Here is a 14,046-nt window from a genome sequence, read left to right as displayed (position 1 = left end):
CCTTGTACTCCAGGTAATCCTCTTCCCATGTCGGGAAGAGTGATGAGACGAACCTGGATCCGCGCGCTGGAGGCGGGGCTGAGTGGCCTCCTGGTGGGGTTGCTCGCCGCCAGTCCGGCGCTCGCGCAGCAACCCGCGCTGCGCCTGTTACCCCGAGTGCTTCCGTCCGCGGCGGCACCGAAGCTCCTTGTCCTGGTGGTGCCGCTCGACGCGCCCGCCCAGGCCGAAGTGCCGCGGCTGACCTGGCTGGCCGAGAAGACGGTGGCGGGCTCTGATCGCTTCGCGCCCGTCCCCCTGGCCGAGGCGCTGGATGCGCAAGGTGTCCAGGAGCGCGAGGAGAAGGCCCAGGAGGCCGCCGCGGCGCTCAAGGAAGGCCTCAAGGCCTATGACGAGCTGGACACCCAGAAGGCGCTCAAGCAGTTCGACAAGGCGGCGCAGACGTACGAGGGCAGCGATCTCACCCGGCACTTCGCGGATATGACGCGGGCGAAGGTGATGAAGATCGCCTCGTACGTGGCCAACGGGGACAACAAGGGCTTTCTCAAGGAATTGAGGGAGATGCTCCCCCGGAATCCCAACGCCGAGTTCTCCTCCAACTACTTCCCCGCGGACGAGCTCGCCACCATCGAGAAGCTGCGCAAGAGCATCCTCAACGAGGCGAACCGGTCGCTCGAGGTGAAGACGGGGGATGTCGTCGCTCGCGTCTTCGTGGATGGAGAGTTCCGCGGCTTTACGCCCAAGACGCTGTCCGGCCTCACGTCCGCCGAGCACTTCGTCACGGTGATCGCGCCGGGCTACGGGCAGGCCCAGGGGAAGGCTCGCGGCGAGGTGAGCTTCACGCTCGAGCCCGTGCCGGCCAGCAAGCAGCTGAAGGTGTTGGTGGACCGGATCGCCAAGGATCCCGACGGGCTGGACCGGGACGCGGCGCTTCGGGAGGTGGGCACGCTGACGGGCGCGCAGCAGGTGGTGGCGCTCATGGTGCGAGGTGCCCCGGGGGCGACGGCTCAGGACGCCATCGGCGTCCGCGTGGACGTGGCGGATGGCCACAACCTGGCCTACGCGACGGTGCCCGTGCCGGGGACGGGCGAGGCGATGGATTCGGCCATGCTGGCGCTGCTGACCAGCGTGCTGCAGTCGGACGCGGCGCGCGCGAAGGGGAAGCCGGTGCACATCCCCGCCGTCCAGACGAGCTCGGGGCGCAAGACCGCGGGCTACGTGCTGATCGGCACGGGCGCGGCGCTCGTGGTGGGAGGGTTGATCTTCGGGCTCCAGGCCTCCACCAAGTCGAGTGACTTCAAGAACGCGGTCCAGAACAGCCCTACGGCGGAGAAGCTCCGCTCCGACGGGAAGACGTTCGCGCTGCTCGCCGACATCGGAGTCATCGGCGGACTCGTGGCGGCGGGCACGGGCTCCTGGCTGGCGTTCGCGGGAGGCGACAGTGGCGGCAAGGCCGCGGCCAAGCCGAGCCGCTCGGCGACTCCTGCCGCTCGGGCGCCTCCTCCGAGCCGTGAGCCGGCGTCCACTCCCGCTCCCGCGTCCACTCGGGAGCCGACGCCCGCGGCCCGTCCGGCGGAGAAGCCGGCGGAGAAGCCAGCGCCCCCCCCTGCTCCTGCGCCCACGCCTGCTCCTGCTCCTCAGAGCAAGCCGGCCGCCAACGCTCGCGAGGAGGAGAAGCGCAAGCGCGAGGAGGAGGCGCAGCTCAAGCGCGAGGAGGAGGAGCGGCGCAAGCAGGAGGAGGAGCGGCTCAAGCGCGAGGAAGAGGAGAAGAAGAAGCGCGAGGAGGCTGCGAAGCGCGAGCAGGAAGAGCGCAAGAAGCGCGAGCAGGAGGAGAAGAAGAAGCGCGAGGAAGAGGAGAAGAAGAAGAAGAAGCCTGCCCTCGACGAGGATGATCTCCGGAACTACTAGACATGCGCTCTCAACGACTCCTGTGGTTGTTCTCGACCGTGGCCGTGCTCTCGGCCTGCAGTCTCCTCTCTGACTTCGATCCCGAGGGACAGCCCTGTGATTCCCAGGGCCAGTGCCTGGAGGACTACGCCTGTGTGGATGGGAAGTGTGTCTCCTCGCCCGGCGCGGTACCCGATGGAGGCCGGGATGGAGGCACCGACGGCGGCACGGATGGCGGTGCCGATGCGGGCGGTGATGGCGGCACGGATGGCGGTGCCGACGGAGGCCGTGACGGCGGTGCCGACGGAGGCCGTTAGCCTCCCGGGAGCTGCAAAATCGTCTGCCTGCCTGCCCTGCTCATGTGGCCCTCCTGCCGCGCGTGGCTGGAGGGCCACAAGCTACATCCCTGTAACCCCGCGAAATCAAAGGGTTACACCCACTCCCGCTGGCAGTTTTCGTGACCTGTAGCACAAGTGGTGTTGGCATTCGGCGTGCTGAGGGACTGACCCAGGAGGAAGTCACCAACATGGGCAAGCGCGTCGGAGTGCTGATGGGCGGGTGGGGCGAGGAGCGGGAGATTTCACTGAAGACTGGCGAGGCGGTGGTTGCCGCGCTCGAAGGGCAGGGCCACTCGGTGACCCGCGTCTTCGCCGGGCCGGGGTTGGACCGGGTGCTGCGTTCGGCCGAGATGGACGTGGCCTTCCTTGCGCTCCACGGGCGCATGGGCGAGGACGGCAAGGTGCAGGGGCTGCTGGAGCTGCTCGGGCTGCCCTACACGGGCTCGGGCGTGCTGGCCTCGGCGCTGGCGATGAACAAGCCCTTCGCCAAGAAGCTCTTCCGGCTGCACAACCTGCCCACGCCGCAGGGCTACCGCATCGGCCGCGACGAGCTGTCCTCGCTCCAGGTGCGCCACGGCGACCTGGGCTTCCCCGCGGTGGTGAAGCCGGCGTGTGGAGGCTCGTCGGTGGGCTTGGCGATGGTGAATGACGTCGAGGCGCTGACCACCGCGGTGGCCGACGCGTGCCGCTACGGCGGCGAGGCCCTGGTCGAGCGCTTCGTGCGCGGCCGCGAGGTGACGGTGGGCATCCTGGGCGGCGAGGTGCTCGGCAGCTGCGAGATCTCCTATCCCCGCGAGGGCTTCGACTACGAGGCCAAGTACAAGGGCGGTTCGCGCTACCACCTGCCGCCGCGCATGTCCGCCACGCGCGTGGCGAACGTGGAGCAACTGGCGCTGTCGGCGTGGCAGGCGCTGGGTTGCCGCGGTTATGGCCGGGTGGACCTCATCTGCTCCGAGGAGGAGAACGATGTGGTCCTCGAGGTGAATACGCTGCCCGGGCTGACGCCGATGAGCCTGCTGCCGAAGATCGCGGCGCAGCGGGGCATCACCTTCCCGCAGTTGTGCGAGCGCATCCTCGAGCTGGCCAGCCGCGACGAGGCCGGGGTGACGGAGGCGCCGGAGACGGCCACCGTGCAGCCCGCGCCGCGCCGTGCCGTGGTCGGCTGAGCCTCCAGGGGCGGACCCGTCAGGCTCTGCCCCTCATTTCTCCTTCGCTTCCCCCAGACCACGGATGAACCGTTCGATCATGTCGTTCACCTGAACGGGAACATCGAGCTGGATGTAGTGGCCTCCTCCAACGGTCTTCCCGAAGACGGCGCGCGGGCACAGGCGGCGCAAGCGCTCGGTGTCCACCGCGCCGTCGACGACGAGCATCGGTACCTGGCAGGAGGCCGCGGCGGCAGCGGAGTCATAGCGAAGCATGTGCTCGATGGCCGAGACGGCGACGAACTGGGGCGTGGCCACCATGTCCGTTACCACCTGCTCCGCGTGCGGGCTCGAAGGGCCCACCATGTGGCGAGCCCACTGCTCGACCGTCCGCGTGAAGTCGGGGCCTCGGAGCATGCTCAGCAGTGCATCGCTGCGCTTGGCATGATCGGCGGGAGGGACCACCGGGGACTCGAGGAGCACGATGGCGCAGGCCAGCTTCGGGAACCGCACGGCCAGCTCCAGCGCGACGAGCCCACCCATGCTGTGCCCGACCACCACGGCCTGCTCGAGGCTTTCCTCGGAGCAGAGGAAGGCGACATCCTCGGCGAAGCCCTCGATGGAGTAGAGCTGGCGGGGAGCATCGCTTCGACCATGGCCCCGGAGATCAGGCGCGAGGATCCGGTGTGTTTGCTGGAAGTGTTTCACCTGGGGCGCGAAGTGGGCGTGTTGGCCCAACCCCCCATGGAGGAATACGAGCGGGGGTGAGCCCTGGCCTTCAGAGACATGGAACAGCCGGATGCCGTCTCGGCTTTTCAGCGCATGCATGGATGGAGTCTAGGCGGTACGGCGCCGTGGCCGAGCCCTTCTCCGGTCGTGAAGTCTGTAACAGCATGAATTTTTCGGCCTGTGCGGAAGATGAAACATTTTCGCATAGCTTGCCTGCGACAGTCCTCCACCGGGGTGCGGAGCTCCATCTCCCCTGCTCCGTGAAGGAATGGATATGAGTCTCAAGAACCTCCTCAAAGGCAGTGCTTTCGCGGTCGCCATCCTGTGGTCCCAGTTCGCGCTCGCTTGGGACTGGAACGCACAGCAGCGAGGGTGGGTGGACAGCGTCTTCCTCGGTCCCTTCCCGAGTCCGCTCCCGCCCAACTCCCAACCGGCTACCGTCAGTGGATGGGCCTGCGTCCGCCCGGATCTGTTCAACGGCGTCACCCCTCCCGCCACTTTCGCCTTGTATCAAGGCGGGCCGCCGGGCATCGGCTACGCTGTGCCGGGCATCTCCTTCACCTCCTACCAGTATCCAGCCGTCGTGGAACTCGGAGGCTGCGGAAACAACGACAATGGCTTCGTCATCTCCTTCGCTCCCATTCCCAACGTGCCGATGAGCTTCTACGTCACCTACAATGGTCCGTACGGGCAGACGCTCCTCGAGGGTGCGCACTGAGCTGCCCCATGAGTTGTTGATCTCCCCAACGTGAGCGCCTCAGCGCGAGGACTCTCTCCGAGCTGACGAGCATTTGGGTTGAGGGGAGGGGTTGCATGAGGCGCGAGACCCAGCTGAAGGCACAGTGTTCAGCGAGACGCCTTCGCCTTGCGTCTCCGCGCTTGTAGGAAGTCCACCAGCGCGCGGAGCTTGGGCGCCAACTGCGTCCGGCTCGGGTAGTAGAGAAACAGGCCAGGGAAGCGTGGGCTGTAGCGGGTCAGGACACGGACGAGACGCTTGCCGGCCAGTTCCTCCTCGATCGAGCTCTCCATCAGATAGGCGAGGCCAACGCCGTCGAGCGCCGCGCGGATCATCACGTTGTTGTCGTTGGTGCTCAGCCGTCCATCGACAGCGAGGGTGATGTCACGGCCCTCGTCGGAGAACTCCCAGCCGGCGATCGTACCGCTCGTGAGGTGCCGGTAGTTGATGCACTCGTGGGCATGGAGATCCCTCGGGTGCTTCGGTTTCCCGCGCGCCGCGAAGTACGCAGGTGAGCCCACCACCGCCATCTGCATGTCATCGGTGACACGCACCGCCACGACATCCTTGTCGAGCAGTTCGCCCAAGCGGATCCCCGCATCGAAGCCCTGCTCGACGATGCTGACGAGGCGGTCGTCGACCACGACATCGATCCGGATGTGCGGATACTCGGCGAGGAATTCCGCGAGGATCGGCTCGAGCACCGTTGCCCTTGCCAGCTGCGGGATGCTGAGCCGCAGCGTGCCTGCCGGGCGCCCACGAACCGCATCGAGCGACTCGAACGCCGCGTGGATGCCCTCCAGCGCGGGCCGAAGCTGCTCAAGGAAACGTGCGCCGGCCTCGGTCAGGCCCACGCTCCGCGTCGTGCGCTGGAGCAACCGCACGCCTACGCGCTCCTCGAGAGCCCGGACGCTCTGGCTGAGCGCCGAAGGAGTGACCCGCAGCTCCGCCGCGGCGGCTGTGAAGCTGCGCTTGTCCGCCACCGCCGCCAGCGCGGCCAGTCCCGAGAACTCATCCTGCATGCCTTGGACTTTTTAGCAGGGCTTAAAAGCCCATCGCAATTCCACCGCTCGTCGCGCCTGCCCGACCCGCCTACCTTCTTCTGGAACTCGGAGTCGAAGGAGTCCGCCATGAGCACCCACAGCATTCCCGCATCGTCCAAAGTCTGGTTCATCACCGGCTCTTCTTCGGGCTTCGGCCGTGCCCTCGTCGAAGAGGCGTTGCGCCGCGGCGATTGCGTCGTCGCCACTGCGCGCAAGCCCGAGGCGCTCGCCACACTCGCCGCGACGGCTCCCGATCGACTGCACCTCGTCGAACTCGACGTGACGCGTCCCGAGCAAGTACGAGCCTCCGTCGCGGCCGCGATCTCACGCTTCGGCCGGATCGACGTCCTGGTCAACAACGCGGGCTTCAGCATCGTCGGTGCGGTCGAAGAGACAGATGACGACGAGCTGCGCTCGACCCTGGAGCTGATGTTCTTCGCCGCGGTCGCAACCACGCGGGAGGTCCTCCCGCACATGCGCGCGCAAGCGAGTGGCACCATCGTCCAGATCACCAGCGTCGCGGGCCTCACCACCGCGCCAGGCTTCGGAGCCTACTGCGCGGCGAAGCACGCACTCGAGGCGATGTCCGAGTGCCTTGCCCAGGAGGTGAATCCCCTGGGGATTCGCGTGTTGGTCGTCGAGCCCGGAACCTTTCGCACCGCCTTGTTCGGCGCGGCGTTCCGGCGCATGCCCTCCTTGGACGCCTATGCCGCAACGGTTGGCCAGATGCGGAGCTGGGTGACGCAGATGGCTGGCGAGCAGGCGGGAGACCCAGCGAAGGCCGCCCGCGCCATCGCCGACGTTGTCGCGCGTCCAGCGAACGAACTTCCGCTCCGGCTGCCCCTCGGAGGCGATGCGGTCGATCAGATCCGCTCCAAGCTGGCGTTCATCGCCGCCGACGTCGACCGGATGGAGGCCATCGCCCGCGAGACCGCGTTCAATGTGAAACCGAGTGATCCTTGTCTTGAACAGGCCTTGAAGTGAAACTCTCCTGGAGGGGTAGATCGTGTCTCTGGCGCTCTATTCTTGTCTCTCCTCATACTGCCCACACTCACAGTGTGTGGGTATGGATGAAAATGAGGGAAGAGAGATGAAAGACCAAGACACGAGACACAGTGTATTCACGGGGGGCAGGGGAGGTGGATTGCACCTGTGGAAGGTGCTCCCCTGCGTGGCGCTTCTGGCTTGCACGCAGGCAGAGGAGAGCACAGCCGCTGATCAGAGCGCGGAGCAGCGGCTCGACGGACGATGCGAAGCCACCCCTCCCTTCACTGGCAACTTCGATCCGGAGCTGGAGTGGGCGTGGACGGGCAGCGGCTCGAGCCTGCCCACCTACAACCAGGTGATGATGACGCCCGTGGTGGTGGATGTGAACGGAGATGGCATCCCGGACGTGGTGTTCAACACGTTCGCGGGAGGTGTCTATCAGTCAAACGGGGTGATGCGCGCGATCAGCGGCGATGACGGACACGATCTCTGGGTCGTGGATGATCCGGCCCTCCGGGTGCGCCCCGGATCCAACATCGCCGCGGGTGACATTGATCACGACGGGCTGGTCGAGATCTGCACGATCGGAACGAACGCGAGAGATCTGCTGTGCTTCGAGAATACGGGCGCCCTCAAGTTCCGGGCCACGACCAATGGCACCGTGGGCTATGGCGCTCCCTCCCTGGCGGATCTCGACGGAGATGGTCAGGTGGAGATCCTCGTGTCCAACGAGGTCTTCAACAGCCAGGGGACTCGCCTCTGGGCGGGCAGCAGTGGCTCTGTGTTCTCCTACGCGGCCGATGTTGATCAAGACGGAGTCCAGGAAGTGATCATCGGCGGGGCCGTGTACCGCGCCAATGGCACACTGAAGTGTGCAGGCACTCCTCCGGGGGCGTTCTCGGCGGTGGGCAACTTCAACGCCGATTCCAAGGGCGAGATCGTCCTGGTGGGGGGTGGCTTGGTCTCGCTGATCGACGCCAACTGCGCCACGATCTGGTCGACTGCCATCCCGGGAGGCGGTGGTGGCGCACCCAACATCGCGGACTTTGACAATGATGGGCAGCCCGAGATTGGCGTGGCGGGCCGGTCCTTCTACTCAGTCTTCGAGACCAACGGCAGCGTCAAATGGTCGAGTCCGACGCAGGACTTCAGCTCGCAAGTGACGGGCTCTTCCACGTTCGACTTCGAAGGGGACGGCCGAGCCGAGGTCATCTACGGCGATGAGCGGCGCCTGCGCGTCTACGACGGCGCGACGGGGGCCATCCGCTTCGATGTTGAGCACGCCTCGGGCACCCTCTACGAGAACCCGGTCATCGTGGACGTGGATGGCGACAACAACGCGGAGATCGTCATGCCCTCGAACAACTATGCCTTCCCTGGCCCGACAGGCATCCGTGTGTTCCGAGACAAGAAGGATGGCTGGGTGAATACACGGCGTATCTGGAACCAGCACGCCTACTCCGTGACCAATGTGAATGATGACGGGACCATCCCCGCGCACCCGGCGACGAACTGGCTCACGCCGGGCTTGAACACGTTCCACTCCAACAGCCAGGGCACAGGCAGCACCAGCCCCTTCGCGGCGTCGGACCTCACTGCCTCGGATGTCGTCAGTGCGTGTGACAAGGAGACGCAGGTGGTGACGCTCAGCGCGCGCGTGCACAACCAGGGAGACGCGGCGGCCTCAGCGGGCTTGAAGGTGGCCTTCTTCCAAGGCAACCCCGCTGCGGGTGGCACGCTGCTGGGCGTGGCGACGGTCCCCAACACCCTGCCGGCTGGAGGCAGCGCCCCCGTCTCGATCACCTTGAGCTCGCCGCCGGGCGGGACGGCCACGGTGTTCGTGGTCGCGGACAACGATGGCACCGGTACCGGTCGTGAGCTGGAGTGCCGCGAGGACAACAACACCGCGGCCGCCGAGGTGAATCTGGCGTGCACCCGTTGCATCGAGGTGCGCCTGAGTGACTCCAACCTGTTCCTGCTCCAGGACTACACGGGGGGCCATGACGTGGAGGGCAAGGTGGCCGCTGGCGGCAACATCTCCATGAGCGACTTCGCGGTGGGAACGAGGCTCCAGGATGGGCAGGTGGCCAACACGCTGGTGGCGGGTGGCAACCTGAGCCTCTCGCGCGGTGGCGTGTGGGGTGATGCGTGGTACGGCGGCACCTACAGCGCGGATACCACCGTGGTCTACCCTCGGGGCACGGTGGCCCAGGGCACACCCGTGAACTTCGCTGCGCGGTTCAACGAACTGCGCGCCTTGTCCTCGCGGCTGGCGGGGTTGACGGCCAACGGCACCGTGACTCGAGAGTCCTGGGGTGGCGTCATGCTGCGCGGCACGGCTGCGGACGTGAATGTCTTTGACGTGAATGCCAGCGCCTTCTCGGGTGCGAAGTTGTGGTCCATCGACGCGCCGGCCGGCTCTCTGGTGGTGGTGAACATCCGCGGGGCGGCGGCCACCTTCGGTGGCTTCGGCATCTCGTTCAGCGGCGGAATCAACCAGCACGGGGTGCTCTACAACTTCGTGGATGCGACGAGCCTCACTGCCCAGGGCTTCGGTTTCTGGGGCACGGTGCTGGCTCCGTACGCGGATGTCTCGTTCAGCAACGGGAGCTGGGATGGTGGCCTCTACGCGAAGTCACTGACGGGCAACGCCGAGGGCCATATCAACCCCCTGGACGATCACGACATCTGCCAGTAGCGGAGAGGGAACCGGGGCTGGTGGAGAGTCCAGCCCCGGTGCTCGATGCCCGGTTGGATTGAACAGCGATCTCCAGGCGTGCCCTACTTCACCTCGCCCATGAGCTTGCGGACGAGGGGCGAGATGGCGAGCAGCACCACGCCTGAGATCAGCGCGTACACCGCCAGCTGCCGGTAGCCCTCCGTGTAGGAGAGGAGCTTGTCCATGGCGGTGGCATTCTCGGCCGGGCTCGTCATGCCCGCGCCGAGCAGGCCGGCGACGTACTGGCCGTACGCGCTGGCCAGGAACCACATGCCCATCATCACTCCCTGCAGCGGCCGGGGCGACAGCTTGGTCATGATGGACAGGCCGATCGGCGACAGGCACAGCTCGCCGAAGGTGATGACGAGGTAGGCCACCGTGAAGAGGTCCAGCGAGGTGATGCCCTGGGCGTTGGCGAAGAAGCGGGTCGCGTAGAACAGGTAGAAGGAGCCGGCGAGGAAGAGGAAGCCGAGGCCGAACTTCACCACCGTGTTCGGCTCGAGGTTCTTGTTCGCCAGCGCCACCCAGGCGAGCCCCACCAACGGGCTGAACGCGATGACGAAGAGCGAGTTCGCCGAGTTGTTCACGCCGTTGGGGTCCAAGGGGATGCCGAGCACCGTCTGGTCGAGGTTGTTGGCCGCGAAGAGGCTCAAGGAGCCGCCCGACTGCTCGAAGAACGCCCAGAAGATGATGGAGAAGAGGATGAAGACCAGCGCGGCGATGAGCTTCTTGCGCTCGTCGGGGGAGAACCGGGTCATCTCGTAGGCGAGGTAGATGAGCGTGAGCGGCCCGATGGTGTACATGAAGTAGTCGGTCAGGCTCGTCTTCGAGACCATGATCATGATGACGGGGATGAGGGCCAGCGAGCCTGCGTAGGTCGCCCAGTCCTGCCACGGCTTCGGCGCCTTGCCAGGCTGGCCGTGCCCCGGCGGGAGCCCGATGGGCCCGAGCAGGCGCTGCGAGCGGGCGAAGGTGAGCACGCTGATGGTCATCACGATGGCCGTCAGCCCGAACGCGATGTTCCACGAGTAGGCCTTGCCCACGGCGATGCAGAGGTAGCCACCGAGCAGCGCCCCCACGTTGATGCCCGAGTAGAACAGGGAGAAGCCCGCATCGCGGCGCGGATCTCCCTCCTTGTAGAGCATGCCCACCATGGTGGAGATGTTCGGCTTGAAGAAGCCGGTGCCCACGATGTTGAAGGCGATGCCCAGGAAGAAGAACGCCTTCGGGTCGATGGCGAGCACCAGGCTGCCGACGATCATCAGCGCGCCGCCCCAGAACAGCGACTTGCGGAAGCCGAGCACCTTGTCCGCGAACAGCCCGCCCACGAACGTGAAGGCGTAGACGAAGGCCTGGGTGGCGCCGTACTGCAGGTTGGCCACGTCCTCCGCCATCATGAGCTGGTGGACCATGAAGAAGGTCAACACGCCGCGCATGCCGTAGAAGCTGAAGCGCTCCCACATCTCGGAGAAGAAGAGCCACCAGAGCTGGCGCGGGTACTTGCCGTGGAACGTCTGGATGCTTTCGAGGTCGGCCGTCGAGGAGGGTGCGTTCACGGAGGTGTCGATATCAGCAATGGCGCTCCGAGGCACCCGTAGACAGGGGGAGCATCCCCTGGAGGGGCGGCGATTCCTGTGTTGCGTTGCGTCAGCCCCCGTGCTCTCGATGGTTGCGCCATGAGACCTGTCCACTGTGTTCCCCTATTGCTCCCGTGTCTCTCCCTCCTTGTTTGCGCGTGCGCGGCCCAGTCCCGAGGAGGGGCGACCCCGCCTCCCGAGACACCCGCGCGCATCGGAGAGGAGGTGGATGCCGCCGCGCTCCGGCTGATGAAGGAGACGGGGCTCCCGGGCCTGGCCCTGGCGATCATCGATAACGGGCGCGTGAGCGACGTGAAGGCCTATGGCCTCCGGGATGTGGAGCAGGGGGCTCCGCTTCGGACCGACACGGTGATGTACGGCGCGTCGCTGACCAAGGCCGCCTTCGCGTACATGGTCATGCAGCTCGTCGACGAGGGACGTGTCGACCTCGATACCCCCATCGAGCGCTACCTGCCGAAGCCCCTGCCGGAGTACCCGAAGTACGCCGAACTTGCCTCCGACGCGCGCTGGAAGCGGCTGACTCCGCGCATGCTGCTGAGCCACACGACGGGCTTCCCAAACTTCCGCTTCCTCAATCCGGACGGGAAGCTCGACTTCAAGTTTGAGCCAGGTACGCGCTACGCGTACTCCGGCGAGGGCATCAACCTGATGCAGTTCGTGCTCGAGAACGGGCTGGGGCTGAAGGTCGGCGAGGAGATGCAGCGCCGCGTCTTCGACCGCTTCGACATGAAGCGCACGAGCATGGTCTGGCGCGACGACTTTGCCGCCAACGTCTCGCAGGGCTACGACGAGAAGGGCAAGCTCGAGCCCCATGACAAGCGCGAGAACGTGCGCGCCGCGGGCTCCATGGACACGACCGTGGAGGACTACGCGAAGTTCCTTGCGGGCTTCATGCGCGGCGAGGGCCTGTCGGCCACGGCTCGGGCCGAGATGCTGCGGCCGCAGATCGCCATCTCTTCCGCCCACCAGTTTCCCACGTTGCTGACGGAGACCGATGCGCGAAACGAGGCCATCGCCCTGTCCGCCGGGCTCGGAGTGGTGCTGTTCAACGGGCGCGCTGGTCCCGCCTTCTTCAAGGGAGGCCATGACGAGTGGACCGATAACTTCGCCCTCTGCCTCGAGCGGGAGAAGCGCTGTGTGCTGCTCATGGCCAACAGCGTGAAGGGGCCCGCTGTGTTCCCGTCGCTGGTGAAGAGCCTCCTGGGCGAGACGGACGTGCCCTGGCGCTGGGATTACAACCCGCCGCCCGCGGAGTGACATGGGCTCGGAGATGGCGGGGACGAACCCCGCTCGATCCGATAGCCGGTCTCTTGCGTTGAGGATAGGGCCGTTCTGACGCACCGAGCGAATGGGAAGGTCAGAGCGCTGGCGCTCAGAAGCGCCCCGCGAGCCCGCCGATGACTCTGCCCCTGGGGCTCGCGGACACCAGCGGGACATACCGCGGCCTCGAACGGGTGAAGGTCTCCCCGATGGCGATCGCGTGGGAGATCTCATAGGCGATGACACCCCCCATGGCAGGGCCCACGATCGCGGGGAGGATCGCGGCAGCCCCGACGGTGGGCGCGAGCGCGAACCCAGCGGTGATGCCTGCCAGTGTGCCCAACAGCGTGCCCACCACCGTGGCCGCAAAGTGCCCGTGGCCGCCCAGCGTGCTGCCCAGATAGTCAATACCAAGAGCGCTTCCGGCGGTCGCACCTCCCACAGCCAGCGCCAGGCCGATGTATTCGCCCTCGCAGTTCAAGCAGTACCTCTGAAACATCAGGAACGCTCCTGGGATTGCACCCACGGCCCCTGCCAGGGTCCCCGCCAGGATCCCGGCAGGGATCCGAGTGGCGCGCGAGTCCAAGCCCCTCACGGAGTCCCTGCTGCTCGCAATGATCTCTCCCTGGGGTGTCTCTTCGGTGGAGTTCTTCTCAGGCTCCTGTCTCAGGGAGAGCCGCAGACCGCCCATGAGCCAAGAGTGTTGCTGCGCGTCATTGACGTTGAGGTACAGACCGATGCTGAACATCGCGAAGGGGCGAAGCCAGAGGGGCCCGCCGACGTGGAGATCGGCGCCAGCCTGCACGTTGAAGAGCTCCAGGCCATGGAAGGAGTGGTCAGCTGGCCTGAGAAGCTCGTACCCCGTTCCCAGCCCGAACCAGGGGCTCAGATGGTTGGATTCCGGCAGGTGATAGCTCAGGGTGGCGCCGAGCCGCAGGCCCAGCGCGCTGCAGTCCTCGTTGATCCGGGGGGGACAGCCGTTGGCGAGCAGCGCACGGGAATACTGCAAGGAGGTACCCAGGTAGACACGCGAGGTGAGGAACAATCCCAAGTCGAGCTGCGCCGGGATGATGCCGGATACACTCTGTCTCAGCGGTTGGTCCTCATGACCATCACCGCCCTGCAGCAGGCCCAGGGGATGGCCGAAACCCGTGCTCAACCCGAGGGAGTAGCGCGGGACAGGATCATCTGCCACCGCGGGAGAAGCCGCCAGGCAGAGGGAGAGAAACAAGAGCGTCGAGAGGACACGCGGGTTGATGAGCAAGCACAGCCCCCTGATGAGGAGAACTGCGGCTTTGTGCCAGCGGTGTGCCGGGTAGGCTCGAGTCTACTCCGCCTGAGAATAAGCGCCTGAAATCGTTCCTGGGTTGAGCAGGTCATGCCTGAAGGTTCAGGCATGCGCCCGGCAGAGCACTGTGACTGACGAGTCAGGGGGCCTCGGAAATGCCAGTGCATACAGGCAGCTTTCTGCAGGCAGTCTGAATTGTGAACTCGCGAAACACTGTTCTTCAGAATGAGCGGATGGCCCAGCGTGCTACCTCTTTGGTAGTACAGCCTTGCGGCCGTTCGCTCAGCACGCTCAGCCCAAGTGCTTGCGCAAGTAACAA

The 14,046-nt window shown here is 66.0% G+C and carries 11 protein-coding genes; 7 read left to right on the top strand and 4 right to left on the bottom strand.

What is annotated here, in order from left to right; translation table 11 throughout:
* Positions 1-42 precede the first annotated feature (42 nt).
* The 3 genes from KY501_RS29505 to KY501_RS29495 all read left to right on the top strand — a co-directional run bounded on the left by KY501_RS29505 (position 43) and on the right by KY501_RS29495 (position 3,388).
* Positions 43-1,905 carry a PEGA domain-containing protein gene (locus KY501_RS29505; protein ID WP_224366818.1) on the top strand — a complete coding sequence of 621 codons (1,863 nt, stop codon included), beginning with the start codon at positions 43-45 and terminating at the stop codon, positions 1,903-1,905.
* 2 nt (positions 1,906-1,907) lie between these two features.
* Positions 1,908-2,201: a hypothetical protein gene (locus KY501_RS29500; RefSeq protein WP_224366817.1), complete on the top strand. Its 294-nt coding sequence runs from the start codon at positions 1,908-1,910 to the stop codon at positions 2,199-2,201.
* Positions 2,202-2,410: 209 nt separating this feature from the next.
* The gene (locus KY501_RS29495) at positions 2,411-3,388 is read left to right on the top strand and encodes a D-alanine--D-alanine ligase (RefSeq protein WP_224366816.1); all 978 of its coding nucleotides are present in this window, start codon (positions 2,411-2,413) and stop codon (positions 3,386-3,388) included.
* A gap of 33 nt (positions 3,389-3,421) precedes the next feature.
* Here the strand turns inward: KY501_RS29495 and KY501_RS29490 are convergent, their stop codons facing one another.
* Entirely contained in the window at positions 3,422-4,195 is a 774-nt protein-coding gene (locus KY501_RS29490) for an alpha/beta fold hydrolase (RefSeq protein WP_224366815.1), read from the bottom strand.
* Between the two features lie 175 nt (positions 4,196-4,370).
* Here KY501_RS29490 and KY501_RS29485 point away from each other — a divergent pair, with 175 nt between their 5' ends.
* Entirely contained in the window at positions 4,371-4,814 is a 444-nt protein-coding gene (locus KY501_RS29485; protein WP_224366814.1) for a hypothetical protein, read from the top strand.
* 128 nt (positions 4,815-4,942) lie between these two features.
* Here KY501_RS29485 and KY501_RS29480 read toward each other — a convergent pair whose 3' ends face one another.
* Complete coding sequence (locus KY501_RS29480; protein WP_224366813.1) at positions 4,943-5,854, bottom strand: LysR family transcriptional regulator; 912 nt, start codon at positions 5,852-5,854, stop codon at positions 4,943-4,945.
* Positions 5,855-5,962: 108 nt separating this feature from the next.
* On the opposite strand from KY501_RS29480, the gene KY501_RS29475 reads away from it, so the two are divergent.
* Together KY501_RS29475 and KY501_RS29470 are read left to right on the top strand one after the other, a co-directional pair.
* Positions 5,963-6,859, top strand: a complete 897-nt coding sequence (locus tag KY501_RS29475) for an SDR family NAD(P)-dependent oxidoreductase (RefSeq protein WP_224366812.1) — start codon at positions 5,963-5,965, stop codon at positions 6,857-6,859.
* A 160-nt stretch (positions 6,860-7,019) separates the two neighbouring features.
* Positions 7,020-9,560 carry a choice-of-anchor A family protein gene (locus KY501_RS29470; RefSeq protein WP_309243003.1) on the top strand — a complete coding sequence of 847 codons (2,541 nt, stop codon included), beginning with the start codon at positions 7,020-7,022 and terminating at the stop codon, positions 9,558-9,560.
* A gap of 83 nt (positions 9,561-9,643) precedes the next feature.
* Here the strand turns inward: KY501_RS29470 and KY501_RS29465 are convergent, their stop codons facing one another.
* Positions 9,644-11,137 carry a peptide MFS transporter gene (locus KY501_RS29465; RefSeq protein ID WP_224366811.1) on the bottom strand — a complete coding sequence of 498 codons (1,494 nt, stop codon included), beginning with the start codon at positions 11,135-11,137 and terminating at the stop codon, positions 9,644-9,646.
* A gap of 246 nt (positions 11,138-11,383) precedes the next feature.
* Here KY501_RS29465 and KY501_RS29460 point away from each other — a divergent pair, with 246 nt between their 5' ends.
* Positions 11,384-12,436, top strand: a complete 1,053-nt coding sequence (locus tag KY501_RS29460) for a serine hydrolase domain-containing protein (RefSeq protein WP_224366810.1) — start codon at positions 11,384-11,386, stop codon at positions 12,434-12,436.
* Positions 12,437-12,551: 115 nt separating this feature from the next.
* On the opposite strand, the gene KY501_RS29455 is transcribed toward KY501_RS29460, so the two are convergent.
* Complete coding sequence (locus tag KY501_RS29455; protein ID WP_224366809.1) at positions 12,552-13,703, bottom strand: hypothetical protein; 1,152 nt, start codon at positions 13,701-13,703, stop codon at positions 12,552-12,554.
* Between the last annotated feature and the right edge of the window lie 343 nt (positions 13,704-14,046).

Source organism: Hyalangium versicolor, from assembly GCF_020103695.1.
Lineage (GTDB): Bacteria > Myxococcota > Myxococcia > Myxococcales > Myxococcaceae > Hyalangium > Hyalangium versicolor.
Note: the sequence above shows the minus strand (reverse complement) of the source record. Positions and strands in the feature narration are given on the sequence as shown.